Source organism: Priestia sp. ST2 (assembly GCF_055810735.1).
The window spans coordinates 54,265-75,998 of record NZ_JBVVNT010000007.1 but is presented as its reverse complement, the minus strand read 5'-3'; the positions used below and the strand labels follow the sequence as shown (position 1 = coordinate 75,998).

Genomic DNA, 21,734 nt, shown 5'->3' with positions numbered 1-21,734 from the left:
GGGGTGATACGTATGTCTGATCGTCAAAAGAGAAATAGCTACTATACACAAATGCTTGATGAATTACATGCAGATAAAGATTCTATTTTCGAAATGGCCAAAATTATTAGTTATGACCGTGAACGTTTAGTGGCACGCGTATTCACACTTACTTCGAAACAATACCGTGACGATGTGCCGGTATTGTTTCCTTCTATGTACTTTAACACGGGGATTATCTCCCCTCCTATGAATGAGACAACAGCAATACTATTTTGGGGACCCGAACGCCAAGCTTACTTACTCCCTATTCAATTAACGCTTCCGAAAATCTATAGCGAAAACGGAGAAATGAGATTGACCGCTTCTCCAGGCGTTATCGATGAAGTGTTATCTTTACGGAATATTCAAGGCGGGGAACATTTAATTCGTTCTGCTGGCGGTGCTTATGCCTTCTTTAAAAATGCAGGTGATGTCGAAATCGGTACCTCCCTTCTCCATCGCTTCGGTCTTTCCCAACAAACAGGTGAGTTTGAATTAATGGCTGATCGTATTCGTGAAGAAATTAGTAACGGGCGCCGCTATTTTGGTCCCGCTTCTATGGATTCGCATGATGATAAACGTACCTTCTATTACTTTGAGTTTGAGGAACGTACTGATACAACGGAACAAATTGTAGCAGCTGATGAAGAAGAATTCTTAGAAAAAATCCTAAAGAAAGACACTGGCTCTATTCAGTTTACTCCTAAGCCACGGATCTACATTCAACAGATGGGCCATGTATTTAACGAAACAGGTGAAACACTTTCAGATGAAGTGGACGGAGCGGAATTGTTTTCAAAAGAAGAGTTTGCAAAAGACGGTGTAAAGCAAACAAAAACTCTATCGAAAGCTGGACGTAAAACCATCTTGACTCAAACATCTGAATCACAGACAACCCTATCTGTATCACCGGAAGAAGTGTCGGTGACACTTGAAAGAATAGTAGGCGAAGACGTGAAAAAGACCGAAATCGCTCTCACAAAAGATGGTAAAATTGTATGTGGAGAAGATGACAAAAAATATGACCTTTTACCTATGTTGAAATGGTTTTATGAAGAAAGAACAAAGTAGGTGATTACGAATGGATATCACACTTGATATGTTCAAACAAGCAATTCTCGTATTAAAAGAAAACGATAAGGACTTTGTGAATAATTCATTAGAATCGATTCGTGTGCATAGGGATTTGGCTCAAACAGAATACGACGATAAGGTTTATTCTCTCAAGGTTATGTTTGTGAGATTCCGGAAGTATCAGAACCAAAATTCTCATAAGAAAGCTGAACTTTGGTACAAACGAACAGAGCCATGGATTCCTTTATACAAAGTCCATCAAGATAGTACGGTCTTTCCAGAAGTCAGAACAGAGTCTGTTAAACAAATTACAGATTCTAAAAAATCTATCGAAGACATTGACCGCTCCATCGCTGAACTGCAGCTTCGTTTAATCGAGAAAGCAAAGGAAGCAAAGGTATGGTCAAACAAACTAAAAATAACAGATACACGAATTAAGATATTAGAAACAGCGGTTTATGTACAAGACTTCTTCACCATTCACCAATACTCACCTGATGACATCGCTGATTTTGAAATGGGTAAATACTATGAGCAATTTGTTAAGGAGCGTGAACCTATTGGATAAGTTTTCTTATTTTCATATATGCGATCATCGGATAAAGCGCTCATCACGTGCTGGAGAAGTAGTCACATTAGATGTAGAAAATAGCGGCGATTTAATTGACATCATCATTAACGGTGGTGTCGTTTTAAAAATCTTTGAAGTGCGTGTCTTAAATTATGATAAAGATGATGCGGAGATTATCGACTTTTATTATGACAACTACATGCGTACACAAACATACGATTCTACCAATCCAGGAGAGTCGTATTACGATGAGAAGGAAGCTTTTATCATCAACTACGGAAAGTTCTTTAAAGTTGGTAAAAACGAGTCTGAACCGCTGCCTCCCGGTTATTACGAGCCAACGTTACATAACCGGATTAAATGGTCTATCAAGCCTCCAATCAAGTATCGTGTCAAAGCAGAAGTTAAATACAATGCGGTTGAGTACGATTACTATGCGTTAGCAGACTGTCCTGTATGCGGAGGAAAAGGATGGTTCATTGACATCTTTAATCAAAGTGGTGAGTTCAAAACCATGAAAGGTGTTTTGCAAATTGCCCAACGTGTCATTAAAGATTTTTTAACAGAAGAAGGCAGCCACATTTTAGATAAAGATTATGGTACAAAGGTAAAAAGAAGATTAATTGAAAACTCGAATGACGATGAGCAATTATTTAATACGATTCGGATGGAAGTCTCAACAATTGAAGATGCTTATCTCACTCAGCAGCAAGACCGCATTATGGAATTGTCGGATGAAGAAGTTCTTCAAAACTTGCTGGTAGAGGACGTATCACGCTCAACGAAAAATCCACTCATCGTGATTGTGAAGTTGCGGATCATCACACCTTTAGAAGACGAAATCTTTCACTTTACCATTTAATCAAAGGGAGGGAATACCATGGCTACGAACGATTTATCCAATAAAGAAGAAATTGTTCAAACCTATATGAAAGAGCTGTTACGAAGTGAGTTTCCTAATTTAGATATCAGTGATTACGGTGCGTTTATGGAAATGTTCGGCTTGCCTCATATCAAACTACTTACACCATTGATTGAGCAAGCGGATCGTATCAAGCTAACGCAAAGTTTAGATAATGCGTCACTAATGACAGAAGAAGAAATGGATAGCTTGGCTTCGAGGTTCTTTATGTACCGGGAGCCCGGTGAATACTCAACTGGCTATGTCACATTGAAATTCGATGACGTTCCCGCTAATGGTGTTATTCAAGTTCGAGCAGGCACACAAGCTGAATCTAAACAAGGGTACCGCTTCCGAAGTACCGAAACTGTTATTTTAGATGAAAATGATTTAGCAGCTTATTATGATCCAGACACGTTTCGTTTTCTTGTACCTGTTAAGTTTGAATCAGAAAATACAGGTGCAAAATACAACGTTAATGAAAATGATATTACAAGCTTAGTCACTCCTCTTCCTCACTTAGCGGAAGTATCGAATGAGATTGCATTTAAAGATGGAAAAGACAAAGAGACAAATGAAGACTTCGCTAACCGAATTAAGGAACGTGGAGGCACACCAAACCTCGGCGTTGAGCGTGGCTGGATTACATTTGCTAAAAGCTTTCCTGAAGTAAAAGATATAACAGTAGCGGGTATGGGACACCCTTTAATGCAACGTGACATTATTGGTGTAACGCCTCCAGGACGTTTTAGTTCTGCAGCTGACCCTAATGTACATTGGGGAGGCAAAATTGACCTTCATATTCGTGGATTCCAGTTAGAAGAATTTGCAGATACGAAGCAGCTTACCAAAACAAAAGATAACGAATTAATTGTTCCGCTATCTAAGCACCCAACGTATGACATTGTGGAAATCACGTTTTCATCCCCACGATACACAGATCCGGATTTAGATGAAACGTTTTTCGTTGTTCGAGACTTCTTACTTCTTAAACATGAAGATCCCGAAACGATTGGTACATTAAGTGAAGATTCATGGGTAGTCGTGAAAGATAGTCGTTTAAATGAAGAGGACACAGTGACGGTAAGATACCGTTATAATAAGCTATTTGAAACAATTAATGATGCTCTTTACACAGCAGATAACCGCCCTCCTGCTAGTGATGTTCTTTTAAAAGAAGCACGTAAAAAATATGTCCATGCTTCTATGATTATGAAATTACAAAATGTCACAGGTATTCAATTAAAAGATAAAAGTGTCATTCGCCAACGTTTATTCCGTTGGATCAATGACCTTCAAACAGGAGAAGAAATTCAGTTTTCCGATTTAGCAGAACCAATCTATCAGTTTGGTGACGATTCTGTTGATACAAAAGTTGATTATATTTCTCTTCCTTCCCAATTCCTTGTGACAGATTATGATAACCGCTTCCTCTACTACTGCTTAAACGAAGAGAAACGGAATTTTATTAAAGCAATCCAAGAAGAATCTGTTTACTTTAAGAAATGGATTCCCTATTACAGAGACAACGTAACCATTTACGATTTCTTTGACGCGATGCATTTATTAACCTATCAAAATATCGAAAAAGGTGTATGGCAAAACATATCGTTCCGTGACCATACATGGGGAAAGAAAGTGCAGTACTTCAATATTGCCAAGCGGATGCTAGCATATGTTAACTCAATTCAGCGCCTCTCCCCTGCTCGATGGACAACGCCTGCTAACCAATATTTTGAGCTAGGAAACTTTACAATTAACGAAGATATTACCTATACAGAAAAAGAAGTAGAGGATTTAATTGATCTTTATGAGAACATTGCGAATCCTGGAGAAGAAGAAACAAACGTTGAAAACATTCTCCATTTCCTTGTGTATGTATCGGTCATGCTGTACATCACAAATACAGACAATCTAGGCGGTTTAAAGCCAAAAGACTTATTCGACTGGCTTATTGATTTAACGAAAAGTACACCGATTGACTATCAAGTACATCACTAAGAAACGGAGGGAATGCCATGTTCAGCAAAGATCAGTACGATCAAATACTTTATTCGCTGCCTAGCTTTTATCAAGACTTCCTTCCGGTGGACAATAATTTATTAAAGCTAGTTCAGGTGTACGCTAAAACCATTAATTATGTATGGGAATTGATGAATGAAGCAGAAGATTCAAGTCACATTACCACAACAAGAACATTGAGCACCATTCCCTATTTTAAGATAAACATCGATGACGGTATGTATGACTTAACGACAGCGCGTGTGCTCTCGCGTATGAGCTTTGAACAACAAATACAGTACATGGATAAAGAGCAAAAGTTTGTGTCGCTCGTTTTTAATTATAAAGACAATGCGCCGGAACCTATGGTGTATGCAATGCGACTGTTTGTAAACTTTAGCGATAAGCAGCCGCTCCGTTTATATGAAGATTACTTCTTACGTTCAAACCGACTGTACCTACTACCTAATTACGTGCAGAAGCGAAAACAATCAGTTCATTATCTTCATGCTTTTGATATCAAATACAACGAAAATACGTTGGAGAAAAACTTTGGTACACGCTTCTCTATTCAAGCAGGGCCGCTCTTACCACGTTTTGAATATCGGGATGTATTAGAAGCTTTCATGCGTGTGTTTCAAGGTGACATGACGATTAAATCCATACGAGAAGGCATTCAATTAGCAACAAAGTGGGAGCAATTTAAGTTAGAGGATCATAAGAGTCCGACGATTTCTGGACGGAAGAAGCAGCTCTATAAAGAGTGGGTAATCTCCCCTTTTAAATTCATTGTGAGTTTACCAGAGGAACTAATACCCGACAAAATCAAAGTCAATATTGTGCGGACGTTGTTGAATGAGGTAAAAGAATCGCAAACAGATTTTATGATTTTTTACGATATCATCCGTCACGATCCTTATCCGGTTCCAATGTGGCGCTTCCCTACAATTTATTATAATCGTGGTGATCAGCTACAACCGGAAATGAGAGCTAACGTTTCAAAGGTAACCATGAAGTTTAAAGAATTTCCGCTCGACTTATACGGGCGTTACGATACAGCATTCTTTTATAACCTAAACTTGCAGTACGATGACCCTCCTGCTAATGAGATTATCAGTATCAAAACCTATCCTAAAAACGTAAAGGATGGTGCGAAGACTGGAGAGAGAGTATACATCAAGCATTACAAATTGGTGATACCAAGACAGTTCAAAGCGACAAAGGTTCCAGATACAGGAGCCATCCGCTTTAGTGCAGCTCCTAACAAAGATACAGCGACTCATTTTGAGCTTTATGGCTCAGCTACTATTGATGGACCCTATGAGTTAGTTGAGACGATAGCAAACAATCCAAATGCTCCAATTATTTCGTTTACACATAATGCAAACGGAAGCGGTAAGCTGTATTATAAGAGTAGGTCAAAAGTCCTAAATACGTACTCACTTTTCACTTTGCCAATAGATACTACTGCACTTTAAGGAGGAAAGCATATGAATGGGCAATTGCAAACACAAGAATTCAATGATGGTTTTTCAGGTATCGGTACAGTTACCGTTCGCCCCTTTAAGATAGGGGAGAACGGTGAACGCGAATACATTTCTTTCACTAAAAACAATTTGATTGTAGAAGACGGACGCGGTTCGTTAATTGATTTGCTAATTGGTGCAAAGAAGAAAAAATTAAAGTATATCCGTTGGGGAAAAGGTGGAGCTAAATCTTTTCCAGACGGTGATCCATTAAACCCTCTTACTGTAAACGATAAGGATATGGATATTGCTGTGAAGCTTTTAGATAAGCCATTAAATGCGTATAAGCGCTTATCTCGTACAGAAGTTGAATATGTAGAAACATTGATTTGTGATGAGGTCAATGATGATGTGAACGAAGCGGTTATGTTGTTTGAAGAAGAAGGCACATTAAACCGCACAATCTTTGCTCGTATCACATTCCCGACAGTACGTTTAAAGATTGAACAAGGTACGGGAATTGAAATTCGTTGGGTATTCAGCTTTACAAAAGCCGCTGAAATTCCAGTTTCTTATGAAGAGATTCCTCTTAATACAGATCCGCAAGCTTAATGAAAAGGAGTTGAGCATAGATGGCACAACATATCGATATTGAATTTCGTGAACGAGCGACCTCGGAAGCTCTTAATAAGCGATTCCGCGACATTACAGGTCCATGTGTTTTAGCTGGTTATCGCCTGCAATTAGGGAGCGAGGATTTTACAGTTACACTTTCTAAAGGTGGCTATACATCAAGTGTTGCTGTATCTCCTTCTGGTGCGAAGATTGAGGAAGATCAAGATGTAATGGATGTTGTAAACATTGAGCCGAACGATTTGAATGAAGGAAACCCACGTGTTGACAGCATTTATTTGGTTTATCAGTTTGGCCAAGAAGGTATTCCAGCAACTTATGTGGTTGTTCCTGGTACGGGCGGCAGCACAACGCCAGCACCAAACCCTAACCGAAACACACATTTGTTACTAGGCTACGTAAATGTACCGCCGATGGGTGTACCTTTTAAACAAACAGATTTAACGTCTCGTAATTTAGGTATCAACACACTCGAAGTAGCCAATAGCGCTATCTTTAGAGGAAAGGCAACATTTAAAGAAGAGGTTATCTTTGAGAAACAAGTGCGTTTCTTGGATGGTACAACTGGAGCTGAAGACCCTAACTCTTCTTTTATAGAAAAGCTATCGTATCCTATTATTGCGAAGCCAGGGCAACAAATATTTAAAGTGCCGACTCCTTATACACCTAAAAAGAAAACCTTATTCGTTCATAAAGATTGGTTGCCACAGCCAGAGAGTGAATATGCAGAAGTGGATTCAACAACCTTTAAATTCCACGATCCGCTTAAAGGTGGAGAGAAGATTTGGTTTTATTGGTTCCGAAACATTTCACTCTATACACCAGAAGAACATCAGCATGATGAGTTTTATTATCGTAAATCCGAAGTAAATAACCGAAGCCTTCACCATTCGGAAGATTACTTTGGTGGTCCGTCAGGACGCGTCATTTCTCACTACTTAGGAACAACGAATTATGTGGTTATTCCTCCCGTGCCAACAGATAAGGCGGCTGATGTCGGTGAAATATCTGTTGAGAAACGAGCAAATGAAATCGTCGTATTTAATACAGGAACATATCGCGGAAAATTCGATATTGCGTATTATGTAAAACAATCGTATCAGTATGTACCGAATGATGAGGATATCGGCTTTTTCGATATTTACTCTTCTGATATGGATATGCCAACGTATACGTGGAAAAAAGTTCAGTACAAGCGGAAGAACGGCACATTGTACATGGAAACGAATTTAGAAAACTATGATGCTCGTGGCTATTTCCGACGTATGCGAATTGACTTCTACAATACGGCGGGTACAGAGATTATAAAAACAGAACGCTATGCACTTGACTACGATCCAACAACGGGATTAATTTCATCCAAAGTATTAATTCCGCAACCATAAAATAAAAAACGAATTCCTCCCTAAAAAGATAGAGAAGGAATTCGTTTTTTATTTTATAATATACATAGGTCTAAAGAACCATTACTATATTACTAGAAAGGAGTGGGTTGCATATGGCTCAAAACTTACCAGAGTTAGCAGTAGACGATGATTTCAATTCCGAAGCACTAGAGCCCGATGAAGAAGGCATCTATACAGTCGTTGAATATTATCGAAAAGACCGCACGCTTTATATGCGTTCTCAGCTGTTAAACAAAATAGGTAAAGGTTTGTACGCTTATGTCCTTCTTTCTTATTTCGATGAGACTGGAAAAGTTTTGTTACACACTCGCACCTGGCAACTAGGCTACGACGTGAATATGAAAATCGTTTCTAAAAGGATAGATTGATATGGATATTCGCTCAATACTCGTAGACCACGGGATAGAAATCAGACCTAATGGTGCGATTGAAGGTAACTTTGATTCACTTAATCAACGGATCACAGACCTAGATCAGTATATAAGTGGTGCTTTTTCAGATGGCGTAATCGAACAAATGGAAGCGCGTAAAATCCAAGCAAGCATTAACTTACTAGAAGAAGCAAACAAGAAAACTAAAGAGCGGTACGACTTGCTTATTGACAATAAAGAGCTATCAGACAGCTATACACGCGATGAACTTATTGCCGCTAAGCTCAACTACGATGAACGCTATCGTACATTACTTGCGACAATAAGCCTTGCTATCGCAGATATGAAATCTACAAAAGAAGAAGCAAACGCTGTTGATGAAGCTTTCTTAAATCTAAATGAAGCTTCAGCTCGTTTAGAAAAAGCAATGCAATTGGCTACTGATTACATCATTGGGAAACGCACAAACAAAGCGGAAAACAATGCAAAAGAGTATGCCAATGCAATTAAAACAGAGGTACTTAATACAACCGATGATTTAGAAAAGCGAATTCATGCTGCTGAAGGATATGTAGACGGCTCTTTCCGTGATGGAATCATAACGGAATTTGAAGCTAAAAACATCCGCTCTTACTTAGATTCATTAACTCTTCAAAAGACGCAGCTCGATGAACGATACAACGAGATTTACACAAGTCAGTTTTTATCTGGCACTCCAAAATTTAATTTGCAAGATGCCAAAACGAAATATGACAAGAAACACAAAGAGCTAGTAGATGCTATCTATCAAGCTATCGAAGATTGGAAAGCTACACCTGAAGAAGCTGCAGCTGTAAGGCAAGGCTTTGTGGAATTAGATACAGCTCTTTCGTTATTAGTTCAATGTTTTGAGAAGGCCATTGAATCTTTATCACAAGTTCGTGCCGATCAATCAGAAAACAATGCGAAGGATCATGCAGATGAAAAAGTAGATGAGATTAAAAACGATCTTGTTTACAAAGTGGAGATTACATCCAGTGAAGGATTGGCTTTTAAAAATGGCCAGTTTTTAACGAAGCTTGAAGCAAAGGTTTACCACGGCGCTACTGATGTAACAGCAGACTTTGATGCATCTCGTTTTCGCTGGAAACGTGTATCAGATGACAAAGAGGGCGATGAGCGTTGGAACATTTCTCATTCTGGTGGAACAAAAACCATTGATATAACGCCAGGAGATATAAAAGTGAGAGCTACATTTAACTGCTTAGTGTATGAGGATAGTTCAACGGATATCACGCCTCCAGCTCTTGTTACGAACCTACGGGTGAAAAACCTTAGTCGTACAAGTATTGAAATGCAATGGAATGAAAGTACTTCAGACGATGTGGCTGCCTATGATATCAAAGTCGGCTCGACTACTGTAGGTTCCACTGTCGGATTGAGTTTTACAATCACAGACTTATTGCCATCTACGGAATACACCATCTTAGTATTCACGCGGGATATGGCTGGAAATTTATCAACGTCCGGTGTTTCAAAAATTGTAACCACATTAACTTAATTCGGGAGAGTGAAAGAATATGGCAGTATTAGCTACTGGTCAAATTACAATTGTCGATTACAATGACGCCCTATCGCTACAAGGTTTTATTGGTGCCAACTTAGCGAAAACACAAATTTATAATCCGGATAACAACACGTATACACCAAACTGGGCTGTATCTCCATACATGGTATTAACGCCGTCATTATTTATCTTAGGGAAATCAGAAGACATTATTACGTCTCCACAAGTGCAAAGCATCAAATGGTATGACGCTGCTAACCCAAATACAGAACTAACAAGTGGTTCTACGTATGATATTCCTGCATCCGGATTAAAAAAATTAACCATTAAACAGAATGTGCTTGTCGGTAACATCAATGCAAAAGATTATATCTGTGAAGTTGTTTATCGCGATCCGACTACAGGATTAGATATCGCTACAAAGTTATCAATCTCATTAAGCCGTGTATCTAGTGGTGGCGGTATCGTAACAGCGATTGCAATGACGCCTCTAGGAAATGTCTTTAAGAATGGTGCAACAACTTCTTTAAAAGCAAATGTTGATTTATGGCGCGGATCTACTATCGATAACACACTAGTATCGTACCAATGGTATATCCAAGATCCACAAATTACAGCAGACCAAGGCGCAGGTGCAGGTTGGGAAAAGCTAACTTCTACCACTAACTACGGAATTACTGGATATACAACGCGTGAAATTACCGTTCCTGCTTCAGCAGTACCGTCACTAGAAGTGTTTAAAGTAGCGGTAAAAGATATTGATTCAGCAAGCCCTACGTACAATCAAACGTTTTGGGAAACTGTTACGTTCATTGATACATCTGACCCAATCCAAGTATCGGTTACGTCTTCAGGAGGAACAATCTTTAAAAACGGTCAGGGCTCATCAGTTTTAACCGCTAAATTATTTAGAGGCGGGGAAGAAATCGATACAACTTCTCCTTATAAATATGTGTACAAATGGTACAAGTACGACAAAGCTGGTGTATTGGTAACAGATTTTGGTGGAACGGGTGTCGCATTCAAAACAGGAAAAACCTTAACCATTGGCGATGCGGATGTTCGAGTGAAGGCAACATTTAACGTAGATATCGAAGGATAAAAAAGGAGGACATTTTATGGCTACCACACTGGCTACAGGACAAATAACGATTATTGATGTAAATGATGCAATCATTTCAGGTACGGCCCCTACTGATCCGTCCGTTGGTACCCTGTGGTTAAAAGAAATCGAAAACGGCCCGGATGAACTCTATTCATGGAACGGAAGAGAATGGATACTGCAACAAATCTCACTAGGCGGTCTTGATCCAGGTGCTAACCAAAAGATTGAAACAGCTATCGATAAGTTAACCAATATCAGTAAAGACAGTATTATCACTGTTTCAGAACGACTTGAAGTGTTAGATCAAGTTATGTTTATTGTTGGTAAGACCTTAGCGGAAACAGCGGATATGCCAACGATTACTGATATTGATGTCAACATTCGAAAAGGTGAAATGTTTTCAGTACGTAGAGAAGCAGCAAATGCAGGTGTGGCTACTAGTCACACCGCTTATGTTGCTGTTGAAACAGCATACAACAATCTACGTACATATTTAAATCCGATGTCTCCTAAGCCATGGAACGTAACGTTGGATTCGAATATTACGGTTGTTCCCGATACATGGCGTACAAAATGGCTGGACTATTATAATGCCGTTTCATCATTACGTGAAATCGTAGCGGCTAAACAAAAAGAAAATACCGATAATGCTCACACCAAGATTGATGATATGGCTAACGATAACAAGTTAACGCCTAACGAAAAGCAGGATGCTAAAAAAGAATGGGATATCATCCAATCTGAAAAAACGATGATTGAGCAGCAAGCTACGACTTTCGGTATTACGACAGAAAAAGAGAGCTATCTTCTTGCGTTCAACAATTTATCTACTTATATCACGCCTTTATTATCGAACCTAACCGTCACAACAACTATTGATGGTCCGACGTTCCGCGCCAAATTCAAAGATTATTATGATAAGAAAACAGCGGTGCTCAAGAAGATTTCGGATTTAACATTCAATAAGTTTGATGATTTAGCGAACGATAATAAATTAACTCCTTCTGAAAAGAAAACCGTACAGCGTGAATGGGAAATTATCCAAACAGAAAAACCGATTTTAGAAACACAAGGTTCAGCTCTTGCGATCACAACTGAATTAAATACGTACATTACATCGTTCAATAGTTTGAAAGATTACTTGCTTCCTCTTTTAACTGTATTAACAGTAGAAAGCACGATTAATGGCGTTGAATTCAGAACGAAGTTCACAAATTATTTCACAGCCAAAACCGCTTTGCTTAAAAAGATTAATGACATTGCTCATGATCAACTAGATGATATCGCCAGCGATGACAAAGTAACACCTAATGAAAAATACGCATTAAAAAAAGAGTGGGATACAATCAAAGATGAGAAGCCAGGTCTTGATGTTCAGGCAACAGGCTTAAAAATCACGACAGAATTAACTGCTTATCGTAACTCTTATACGGCTCTTGAAACATATGTCACGCCTCTATTTAATGTCATGAATTCTACAAGCGATGTGGATGGCCAGTTATTGCGTACACGATTCACTGACTACTATGCTGCTCGTAACAACCTTGTTCGTGTGATTAATGATTTAAAAGTAGATTTAGATGATTTTAACGGCAATAACATTGTCACTCTTTTGAACGATCCAACCACAACATTTAAGATTCGTATGAAGCAATTAGATATCGAAGGCGGCATTACGATTTCAGAGCTAAGTCAAGAAGCAAAAGACATGATTACAAACGGAAGCCAAGACCTAATCAATAGTAACCCTGCTTTCTTTGATTGGACTGGAACTTATCCGAATGGATATGTAGCAGCTGCAGGAGCGGCACCAACAAAAACAACTTCTGATAACGGAAGTGGTTTTGTTGCTCGTTATGTATCGCCAGCTTCTAACCAATACATGTCTCAAACTGTTGCGAATAAACCTTTTTATCAGTATGTCTATGTGGAAATCACATTTAAATTAGAGAGCGGTACGTTAGATGCTGCAGGTGTATTGTTCCGTTATCTAAAAGCAGACGGTACTTCTATCCTTTATGACCAAGGAGTTAAATTAAAGGATCTTGTTCCAAGTGTGCAGCTGAATAAATGGTATACCGTTTCAAAAGTAGTGAAGGTAAACGTATCTTCTGACTTTAGTAAATATCAGATATTCGTTATGCCTAACTTCGCAACATTTGCTACCGTAACAGCAAAAACCATTCAGTTCAGTTCTGTGAAGACGCGATCCGCTACGGAACAAGAGGTTAAAGCTTTTGAAGCCAATGCTACGTTAACTTCTAAAGCAAGTACGTGGGATGCAAAAGAAAGTACAACTGGCGCTCAAGCAAAAGCGGATGCGGCAAAGAATGCGGCTATTTCAACTGCTGCTACTGATGCAACAAATAAGGCTAACTCAGCTCAAACTGCAGCGATTGAAGCAGCTCAAGCAGATGCTAAGAACAAAGCGGATGCGGCTCAAGCAGCGGCTATTGCAGAAGCACAGGCGAAAGCTGTTCTTGCGGAAACAAATGCAAAAGCTCATGCTGATGGCATCGTCACAGCAGAAGAACAAGCTCGTATTAAACAAGCGCAGGATAATCTTGCGGCAGCTAAGGCAGACGCAGAAGCTAAAGCAAACGCAGCTGAAACAGCCGCTAAAACGGCAGCGGCGGCAGATGCAACAAGCAAAGCAAATCAAGCAAAGACTGACGCTATCTCTAGTGCTGCAAGTGACGCAACAAGCAAAGCGAACCAAGCTAAGACCGACGCTATCTCTACTGCCGCTACGGATGCAACGAATAAAGCAAACAAAGCAGAAGCCAATGCCAAAAATCTAATTGCAGGTTCTATCATAAAGAATCCGCTCTTTCTCGATTGGACTAGCACAACGCCAACTAATACTGCCTTATGGAGTACGACACCTTCTTCTATCTTGAAGAAAGAAACGTCGCTTACGAGGTCATCTAGCAATGCTGTTCGATTATCGCCAGTAGGTACAGAGGATGCAGGCTTACAATTAAACGGAAGTTTCTTTATTACCAATGTATCTAACTCTAAATATTTAGTTGTAGAAATTGATTTCTTGCTAGTTAGCGGATCATTAAGCGGTGCAGGCTTACTTGTTGATTGGGCGGGAATGGCTGCTAATAACCGTGTTTCACTTCAATTAAGTTCAGAGGTTCCTAGTCCTGTATTAAATAAGTGGTACACTGTCCGTAAATTGATTGTTAGACCGCACGACAATGTTACTGGATGGACAGGAATGAGCGGTTATTTAATGGCTAACTATGATGCTTTAGGTAGCAAAGCGGCTAAAAGCATTGTCTATGACCGCCTTCATATTCGAGAAGCAACAGCAGAAGAAATTAAAGCATACGATTCAGATGTCATGATTGCCAATATGTCTTCTGACAATAAAATCACGCCTATTGAAAAGGTTCAATTAAAGAAGGAATGGGCAGCGATTTCTGCAGAGAAACCACAGTATGAGTCGGTTGCGACAACTTACGGAATCACAACAGAGAAAACCAATTACGTCAACGCATATACGACGTTAAATACAACTGTTTCATCTGTTCTTTCAAATATGCAGACAACATCTGATATTAACGGGGCAACCTTCCGCGCTACTTTTGATGATTACTATGACAAGAAAGCGCAGTTAACCCGGAAAATCAATGAACTATCCCGCACGTTAGCAAACAATGCTCAATCAACTGCTACGAATGCATTAAATGGCGTTAATGATATGACATCTGATATGAAGATTACACCATTAGAAAAGAGTGCTCTTAAGACAACGTGGGATCAAATTAAAGCAGAGTATGGTCAAGTGTTTGCTCAGGCTAGTTCGTTAAATGTATCAAGCGCTGACTTTGTGAATGCTTACAATGCGCTAAACGGAACAACTCCTAAGATTGAAGCGGACATTTTAAGCAGCATGAACACGACGTATACCTTCTCTTCTACTACTGTAAGAGATACGTTCCGTACGCAAATTGCTACTTATTTTAACGAAGCGGAAAAGGTGCGTAAAGCTATTAATGATAGCATCAACAATCTTGCTGGAGCGGCAAACACGGCAGCGGGCAACGCACAAACAAGTGCTGACAACGCAAACACTGCTGCTAGTAATGCACAGACAAGTGCAAATACCGCAAACCAAGCTATTACAGATATGTCTTCTGACAGCAAAATTACACCTTTAGAAAAAGTTCAACTAAAGAAAGAATGGGCGGTTATTGCAGGAGAAAAGCCACAGTTTGAATCTGTCGCTACAACTTATGCGATTACGACGGAAAAAACGAACTATGTAAATGCCTACAATGCTTTGAACACAACGGTTTCATCCATTCTCTCTAATATGTCTTCGACAACTGATGTGAACGGGGCAACGTTTAGAAATACATTTGATGATTACTATACAACGAAATCTGTATTAGTAAAAAAGATTAACGAGTTGGCTCGGTCGATTGGAACAGCTGCTCAAACGACAGCTAATACAGCAAACGATAAAGTCACACTTAGTTTAGATGCAAACAACCTTAATCCTAACCCTTCGTTTGAAGGAAAGAAAAATACATTCTATACAGCTGCTACAGCTTTTGCCGCTACGGATGCTGGAGTGCCTGCCGGATCACCTAAGAGTTTCGTAGGTAGACAGACAGGAAGAGATAACTACATCACTGATTTCTTTTCTGTTAAAGCAGGCGATAAGTTTCTAGTAGAAGGATGGATTGCTAGTACGGATAGTGCTCAGACGTTTGGTTTAGGTCTGAACACGCAAATGAATGATGGCACAAATAACTGGCTAGTTAGTGGCCATAAACCAAAGGGAACGGGTGCATGGCAATATTTCTCTAACATTTACACAGTGACAGCTAATCATACAAAGGCGCGTTTCTTCTCACAGATCAATGCCAGCGCTAGTTATGGGAACTGGTTCTTTACAGATGTACGTGTTACCAAAATTCTTAACGATGACATCATTGCATCTTCTGGTGATTGGAATGGAACAAAAAACATGGTTGATGATATGTCGAAAGACAGTAAGGTCACACCATTAGAAAAAGTACAGCTGAAGAAAGAATGGGCAGCCATTTCTGCAGAGAAGCCACAGTATGAATCATTAGCGACTACGTATGAAGTGGGAACGGAAAAGACCAACTTTATAAATTCATTCAATGCATTGAATACGCTCATTAGCTCTATTCTTTCTAATATGTCGGTGACATCAGATGTTAACGGAGCAACGTTCCGCGCAACATTCGATGATTACTACGATAAGAAAGCCCAACTTATTAAAAAGATCAATGAGTTATCACGTGACATCGCAACAGGCGCTAAACAAATGGCCGATACTGTAAATGGCATTGTGACTAGCAACAAAAACGCTTGGGATGATGCGAAAGTAAAAGTTGATTTATGGAAGTATTCCGGTGATCAATTAAAAATCAATGGTGGTGCCATTGCTTTAAAGACGATTTTCGCTCAACAAATCGCCCTAGCTGATTTTACGAACCTTTCTCAGATTAATGAAGTATCAAATCCACTAGGCTATACCATTGTGACAATAGCAAACGATAAGCATTTCCGAATTGGAACAGCTGGCTATGCTACTATCCAATTTGCTGATTCTCCACAAGTGGAATTTAAAGTAAACGATGAGTACTATTACGGGTTTATCGGATATAAAGAAGCAGCTGTAACGAATGTCAATTTCATTATTCGCTATCACTATACAGATGGAACTTGGAGTAATGCTGGTTCTAGTGTAGTTCCTATTCAAACAAGCGGTGGATTTGTTGAAGGGACAGTCAAAGTCACTACAGCTCCGACATCAGGAAAAACCATTAAGCGTGTTCAATACTTTATGGAAAAAGACAGCGGCACAAGTGGTTATTACTACTTGCGTAATTTAGAACTACGCAAACGTAACGGTGCGGAATTGATTGTAGATGGAGCCATCAGAGGAAGACATATCTTAGCTGACGAGGTTGATACCCAACATTTAAAAGCAAACATTGTTAAGGCAAAGCATTTAGATGTTAACTCAATCACCTGGAGTGACGTTGCTCGCGGAGGTCAATTGATACTAGGTGGAGTCAACAATGTTAATGGTGAATTGGTTGTTTATGGACAAGACGAAGAAGACATTCGTGTTCAATTAAATACGTTAATGGATGACGGATCTTACTCTTCTGGTTTCCAAAAGTTAGCTGCACAAGAACTATATGTAGCAGAGTCAATCACCGCACCAAATATCGTAACGAAAACAACTTCATCCTTTAACTTAAATGTTAACCCTATAGACGGTGATGATGAAAATGACGGATTAGGATGGGGAACACCTTTAGCTACGATACAAGAAGCCATTAACCGCTTGCCTAAATTTTTAGCGCACAACGTTGAGATAGGGATTCACTACGACAAAGGTACTGAAATGTATGAGAATATAGTGGTTGAAGGTTTTACAGGGCCCGGAAGTTTGCTTATCAATTTCCAAAACACGACCAACACCTTGTACGGAGATATTACATTTAGTTATGTGAACTGCTCCGTCAAAATTAATAGAGGGCGAATTATTTCTACAAGGGATGCCGCACCTGTTTATGTATTAGGATGTAGCGGTTTTACCGCTCAAGGGACGATTGTAGATTCTAAGAACTTAACAGGTTATGGATTCTATATCTCAAATGCGCGTGGGGATTTACGAGATTGTGAAACTTATAATGCGAACACTGCAGCAATCATTGCAGCATACGGTTCACAGGTGGATGTTATCAACTGTAAAGGATCTGCTAAAAGTGGTGTTGGTATTCGTTCATACCGTGCATCTATTATCGCAGTAGTTGGTACGTATCCCGCTGGAACACGTTCAGAATATGATGGTGGAATCATTCGAGGAACATTCCCTACTGATCCGCCACCTGTGCCACCAACGCCGACATCACCGACACCTACTGTTTACAAAACGGTTACGGTGACAAGTACTGCTCAAAAATCATGGAGGCCTGGCTTTGGAGGACAATGGTATCGAAATGAAGTGTGTCAAGGCTTATATAGTAGTGCTTATGGTCGCTATAAAGGATTTTGGTTCTTTGGCACTCAGTTCGATCAGTTTAACGGAAAGGTCATTACAAAAATTCGAATTTACACAAAACGTTATAACGGTGGAGGGACTGCAGCTGCACAAACTGCACGTTTCATTTTACACGGCCATACATCGCAACCTTCATCTACCGCTTCACCTGCTATCTATGGTGGTGATGGTACTTCGGTTGCTGCTACAAGCGGATTTAAATGGGGAGAAGAGAAATGGGTGGATGTAACAAACGCATTTAAATCCTACTTAAATCAATCTGCTGTTAAAGGTATTGGACTATGGATAAATGCCAACAGTCCTTACATGTTGTTCTCAGGCTCGTTAAAAGTTGAAGTCACTTACAAGGTGTAATCATGCACCTTGTAAGTAAAGGAGGGACTTAAATTGGATGAAATAAACAATACAGCTACACATAAATTACTGCTATTCGATGAAGATATGACAACGATTAAACAAGAATTTTTAGTCAGTCAACCTTTCGATTTTAAACGAACTGATGCAGCATGGTTAGGTGGAAGCGCTAAAGGTTTGAGTTATCCTTATATAGTTGTTGAAAAAGACGTTCCTAATGAATCCGTTACGTCAGAACAAGTATTAGAGTTTTTTAAAGAGTTAGTCATAAAAGATTTATCTGAACAATGCAACGAATCTATCTATAGTGGCTTCGGATGCGGTGTTGATTTTTTTGACTTTGAATTAAAAGATCAAAATAATTTCAGTCAGCAATTATCATTCATCATTTTAGATCCTACAATTTCAGAAATTTATTGGAAGACCATGAATAACGGGATTAAAAGATTTACTCGTGAACAATTCATTGATGTTTGTAAAGCTGGAGAAAAACATAAGCGACAACGCATCAATGGTTTTTGGCAAATCAAAGGAAAGGTTGCGGCCTGCACTACGTACGAAGAGTTATGTGAGATTACTAGTTACGAAACAGAATTTGAAATACTCTTAGAAGCGAATAAGATTAGCGGTTAAAGGAGATGCGGTATCTATGAAAGCAGGAGATATAGTTTTTGTTAAAGGAGATACATTTATTTCAAAGGCTGTTCGTTTGTTTGATAAAGGTGATTTCTCACACGTAGCTATGGCGTTATCTTCTAGTCATATCATTGAAGCACAATATAATAGCCGAGTACGGATCAAGCCGCTCGACTATGAAAATGTTGAAGTGTTTGAAATGAATATGAATATTGGCCAACGAAATACACTGTTGCAGAACGCGGTTAACTCAACCGGTAAATGGTATGACTATTTGCAAATCATTGGATTCATACTTGCACCTAATCGCCGCATTGGTAGCCCAAAACAATTTATCTGTTCAGAACTAGTTCATGCCCTTCTTGAAGGCGTAGGGATTGAAGTAGGAGACGAATTTACAACTCCCAATCAATTATATCGACTCCTTCATGAAAGACGCTCATACACGCTATAAACAACTTTAAAAGACGCTCTTAAAAAGAGTGTCTTTTTTTTGAAAAACAAATAGAACTAAAGACCTATAAGTTTTATAATTGGTATAGTAATAATTACCTATAAAAAGGAGGTTCTTACATGGCAGCTCCATTAACAATCGAACAGCTCATCGCCAATCACAATATCGGCGTTAACATTTCAGATGCAGAAACATTAGATGGACATCCAATTGACGACTTCTCTTTAAAAGGACATAAACATGCCGCTTCTGATATTACATCTGGCATCGTTTCTCCTGAACGTTTACCGACAGGAACAACTGGCGCTAAAGGGATTGTGCAATTGAACTCTTCTACAGATAGTGATTCGCAGGGAACGGCAGCTACTTCCTATGCTGTAAAAGCAGTTAAGAATATGGTCGGTAGCAAAGCGGATAAAGTCCACAAACATGTTCCTGAAGATTTAAATACAGGTACATTCTCCGTTCCGATTACAGCAAATAGCAACAAAGAATACACCAAAAGACAAATCCGCAATGTAATCCTTTCAACAGCTACTCCTACTTCTACTGTCGGACAGGATGGAGATTTGTATTTTAAATACGAATAAACAGCCAGGACGAGAAAGGAGGTTAGCATATGGGTTACGTCAACATCGACGGGAAGAACAGAAAGATTGTGGATGCCTACGCAAAGATTGATGGCGTATGGCGCAAGATCACAAATGGTTACGACAAAGTAGATGGTAGCTGGAAAGATATGTGGAAAAACAATTTCCCTAAACCTGCTTTCTTAGGTTACCCGGCTACAATTGTGCGCGGTGACACAATCACCTGGACAACAGAAGATATTCCTGGAGCGGCTTACGAACTTCAAGTTCGTTATAACGGTGGAGTTTGGGGGCCAGCTAGTAAATTCTTTGCGAAGAATACGGATGTGTGGGGCGTATCGTCTGACACTAGCTACAATTCGATTCAATTCCGTATTCGCGCGGTTGCTCCTACTGTTCATGATAAAGAAAGTGGATGGACGGAAGGACCGGTTCGCTCGTTGACTCCAGAAACGTTAGCTGTACCGACTGGATTAACTTATCCTGCTGTCATTACGAAAGGCCAACGTGTTCGTGTTAGTTGGAAAAACCTATCGAATGATATCACGTATGAAGTTCGTGCTCTATATGGACGTGCTGACGGAACTGGATCAAGCGCAGATGTATTTAAAGGAACCGGAAAAAGTTATGTCGATTACGATGTTCAATCACGCTTTGAATGGACAACGGTTGCTTTCTCTATTAAAGCTATTCGCAGCGGTTATTACGATAGTGATCGAGCAAGAGGAAACGATGTGACGCTTCTTAAAGAAAAACTTGATACTGTACCTAAATTATCTGCACCTACTCCTTCGTATGGTCAGCAAATTACAGTTTCTTGGGATGCCGTTTCGGGTGCAGCGCAATACATTTTGGAACGTCGATACAACACTGGATCATGGGGCCAAATGTATAAAGGAGCAAATCGTACCTTTACGTACACAACTACGGAAAAACGTGAGCATTTGACAATCACATGGCGTGTTCGTGCTGTTTCTCCTAATTACCTCGATGGAGATTGGAAGACCGGACCAGATCAGAAGTTAAGCCTCCCACCTTTAAAAGTCACAACATGGAAGCCAACGTTAACTGCTTCATGGCGTAGTAAGAGCGATTGGGGATGGCGTGAAGATAACAACCGAGTCTATCAAGGAAGCTGGAATGAGCCGCCTTGGTGGGGAAATCACATCGGCTGTGTGTGGTTCGATTTTAATAGCATTCGTCGCACCTTAGCAGATAAGAACATTGAAAAAGTCCGAATCTATTTCTACCGAATGAATACGTCTCATGGTTATGCAAGTGGTCAAGCGATTAAATTACACACACATAATCATCCGACAAAGCCTGCTGGTGAAACAAAACCGACTATTAAATATGTTCAAGGACCTTTCAGTTCATTCGCTCGCGGTGAAGGTAAATGGATTACCGTTTCAAATGAAATAGCTGAACGTATTCGAGACGGTTTAGCTTGTGGTATCGCGCTTTTCCGTGAAGACGAACAAGGCTACTTATATATGTCAACAAACGTGCAGTTAGAAGTCACGTATCGATAAAGGAGGA

General features: G+C 39.6%; 15 protein-coding genes. All 15 read left to right on the top strand.

Features of this window, described 5'->3' with window-relative positions; genetic code table 11:
* Positions 1-12: 12 nt before the first annotated feature.
* The 15 genes from AC0KUU_RS24740 to AC0KUU_RS24670 all read left to right on the top strand — a co-directional run bounded on the left by AC0KUU_RS24740 (position 13) and on the right by AC0KUU_RS24670 (position 21,727).
* Complete coding sequence (locus AC0KUU_RS24740) at positions 13-1,092, top strand: hypothetical protein (protein WP_473453451.1); 1,080 nt, start codon at positions 13-15, stop codon at positions 1,090-1,092.
* A 10-nt stretch (positions 1,093-1,102) separates the two neighbouring features.
* Entirely contained in the window at positions 1,103-1,663 is a 561-nt protein-coding gene (locus tag AC0KUU_RS24735; RefSeq protein WP_473453449.1) for a hypothetical protein, read from the top strand.
* Complete coding sequence (locus AC0KUU_RS24730; RefSeq protein ID WP_473453447.1) at positions 1,656-2,528, top strand: hypothetical protein; 873 nt, start codon at positions 1,656-1,658, stop codon at positions 2,526-2,528. Before AC0KUU_RS24735 ends, AC0KUU_RS24730 begins: the two co-directional genes overlap by 8 nt.
* A gap of 18 nt (positions 2,529-2,546) precedes the next feature.
* A complete protein-coding gene (locus AC0KUU_RS24725; RefSeq protein WP_473453445.1) occupies positions 2,547-4,568 on the top strand; it encodes a baseplate J/gp47 family protein in 2,022 nt (673 codons plus the stop codon).
* Positions 4,569-4,585: 17 nt separating this feature from the next.
* Entirely contained in the window at positions 4,586-6,046 is a 1,461-nt protein-coding gene (locus AC0KUU_RS24720; protein ID WP_473453442.1) for a hypothetical protein, read from the top strand.
* Between the two features lie 12 nt (positions 6,047-6,058).
* A complete protein-coding gene (locus tag AC0KUU_RS24715) occupies positions 6,059-6,646 on the top strand; it encodes a hypothetical protein (RefSeq protein WP_427598435.1) in 588 nt (195 codons plus the stop codon).
* 20 nt (positions 6,647-6,666) lie between these two features.
* A complete protein-coding gene (locus tag AC0KUU_RS24710) occupies positions 6,667-8,052 on the top strand; it encodes a hypothetical protein (RefSeq protein ID WP_473453440.1) in 1,386 nt (461 codons plus the stop codon).
* Between the two features lie 113 nt (positions 8,053-8,165).
* A complete protein-coding gene (locus AC0KUU_RS24705) occupies positions 8,166-8,441 on the top strand; it encodes a hypothetical protein (protein ID WP_427598431.1) in 276 nt (91 codons plus the stop codon).
* 1 nt (position 8,442) lies between these two features.
* On the top strand, positions 8,443-9,984 hold the full coding sequence (locus tag AC0KUU_RS24700) for a fibronectin type III domain-containing protein (protein WP_427598429.1): 1,542 nt from the start codon (positions 8,443-8,445) through the stop codon (positions 9,982-9,984).
* A gap of 19 nt (positions 9,985-10,003) precedes the next feature.
* A complete protein-coding gene (locus AC0KUU_RS24695) occupies positions 10,004-11,092 on the top strand; it encodes a hypothetical protein (protein ID WP_427598427.1) in 1,089 nt (362 codons plus the stop codon).
* A 16-nt stretch (positions 11,093-11,108) separates the two neighbouring features.
* Positions 11,109-18,515, top strand: coding sequence for a hypothetical protein (locus tag AC0KUU_RS24690; RefSeq protein ID WP_473453438.1), 7,407 nt, complete (start codon positions 11,109-11,111; stop codon positions 18,513-18,515).
* Between the two features lie 33 nt (positions 18,516-18,548).
* Complete coding sequence (locus AC0KUU_RS24685) at positions 18,549-19,148, top strand: DUF4376 domain-containing protein (RefSeq protein ID WP_473453436.1); 600 nt, start codon at positions 18,549-18,551, stop codon at positions 19,146-19,148.
* Positions 19,149-19,164: 16 nt separating this feature from the next.
* Positions 19,165-19,605 (top strand): YiiX/YebB-like N1pC/P60 family cysteine hydrolase, encoded by a 441-nt coding sequence (locus tag AC0KUU_RS24680; protein ID WP_473453434.1) that lies wholly within the window; start codon positions 19,165-19,167, stop codon positions 19,603-19,605.
* 119 nt (positions 19,606-19,724) lie between these two features.
* Positions 19,725-20,195, top strand: coding sequence for a phage tail protein (locus AC0KUU_RS24675; protein ID WP_473453432.1), 471 nt, complete (start codon positions 19,725-19,727; stop codon positions 20,193-20,195).
* A 29-nt stretch (positions 20,196-20,224) separates the two neighbouring features.
* Positions 20,225-21,727, top strand: coding sequence for a hypothetical protein (locus AC0KUU_RS24670; protein ID WP_473453430.1), 1,503 nt, complete (start codon positions 20,225-20,227; stop codon positions 21,725-21,727).
* Positions 21,728-21,734 lie beyond the last annotated feature (7 nt).

Excerpts from the sequence above, each read along its gene's own strand:
- AC0KUU_RS24740 (WP_473453451.1), top strand. The coding sequence starts at position 13 with ATGTCTGATCGTCAAAAGAGAAATAGCTACTATACACAAATGCTTGAT.
- AC0KUU_RS24735 (WP_473453449.1), top strand. The coding sequence starts at position 1,103 with ATGGATATCACACTTGATATGTTCAAACAAGCAATTCTCGTATTAAAA.
- AC0KUU_RS24725 (WP_473453445.1), top strand. The coding sequence starts at position 2,547 with ATGGCTACGAACGATTTATCCAATAAAGAAGAAATTGTTCAAACCTAT.
- AC0KUU_RS24720 (WP_473453442.1), top strand. The coding sequence starts at position 4,586 with ATGTTCAGCAAAGATCAGTACGATCAAATACTTTATTCGCTGCCTAGC.
- AC0KUU_RS24715 (WP_427598435.1), top strand. The coding sequence starts at position 6,059 with ATGAATGGGCAATTGCAAACACAAGAATTCAATGATGGTTTTTCAGGT.
- AC0KUU_RS24710 (WP_473453440.1), top strand. The coding sequence starts at position 6,667 with ATGGCACAACATATCGATATTGAATTTCGTGAACGAGCGACCTCGGAA.
- AC0KUU_RS24705 (WP_427598431.1), top strand. The coding sequence starts at position 8,166 with ATGGCTCAAAACTTACCAGAGTTAGCAGTAGACGATGATTTCAATTCC.
- AC0KUU_RS24700 (WP_427598429.1), top strand. The coding sequence starts at position 8,443 with ATGGATATTCGCTCAATACTCGTAGACCACGGGATAGAAATCAGACCT.
- AC0KUU_RS24695 (WP_427598427.1), top strand. The coding sequence starts at position 10,004 with ATGGCAGTATTAGCTACTGGTCAAATTACAATTGTCGATTACAATGAC.
- AC0KUU_RS24690 (WP_473453438.1), top strand. The coding sequence starts at position 11,109 with ATGGCTACCACACTGGCTACAGGACAAATAACGATTATTGATGTAAAT.
- AC0KUU_RS24680 (WP_473453434.1), top strand. The coding sequence starts at position 19,165 with ATGAAAGCAGGAGATATAGTTTTTGTTAAAGGAGATACATTTATTTCA.
- AC0KUU_RS24675 (WP_473453432.1), top strand. The coding sequence starts at position 19,725 with ATGGCAGCTCCATTAACAATCGAACAGCTCATCGCCAATCACAATATC.
- AC0KUU_RS24670 (WP_473453430.1), top strand. The coding sequence starts at position 20,225 with ATGGGTTACGTCAACATCGACGGGAAGAACAGAAAGATTGTGGATGCC.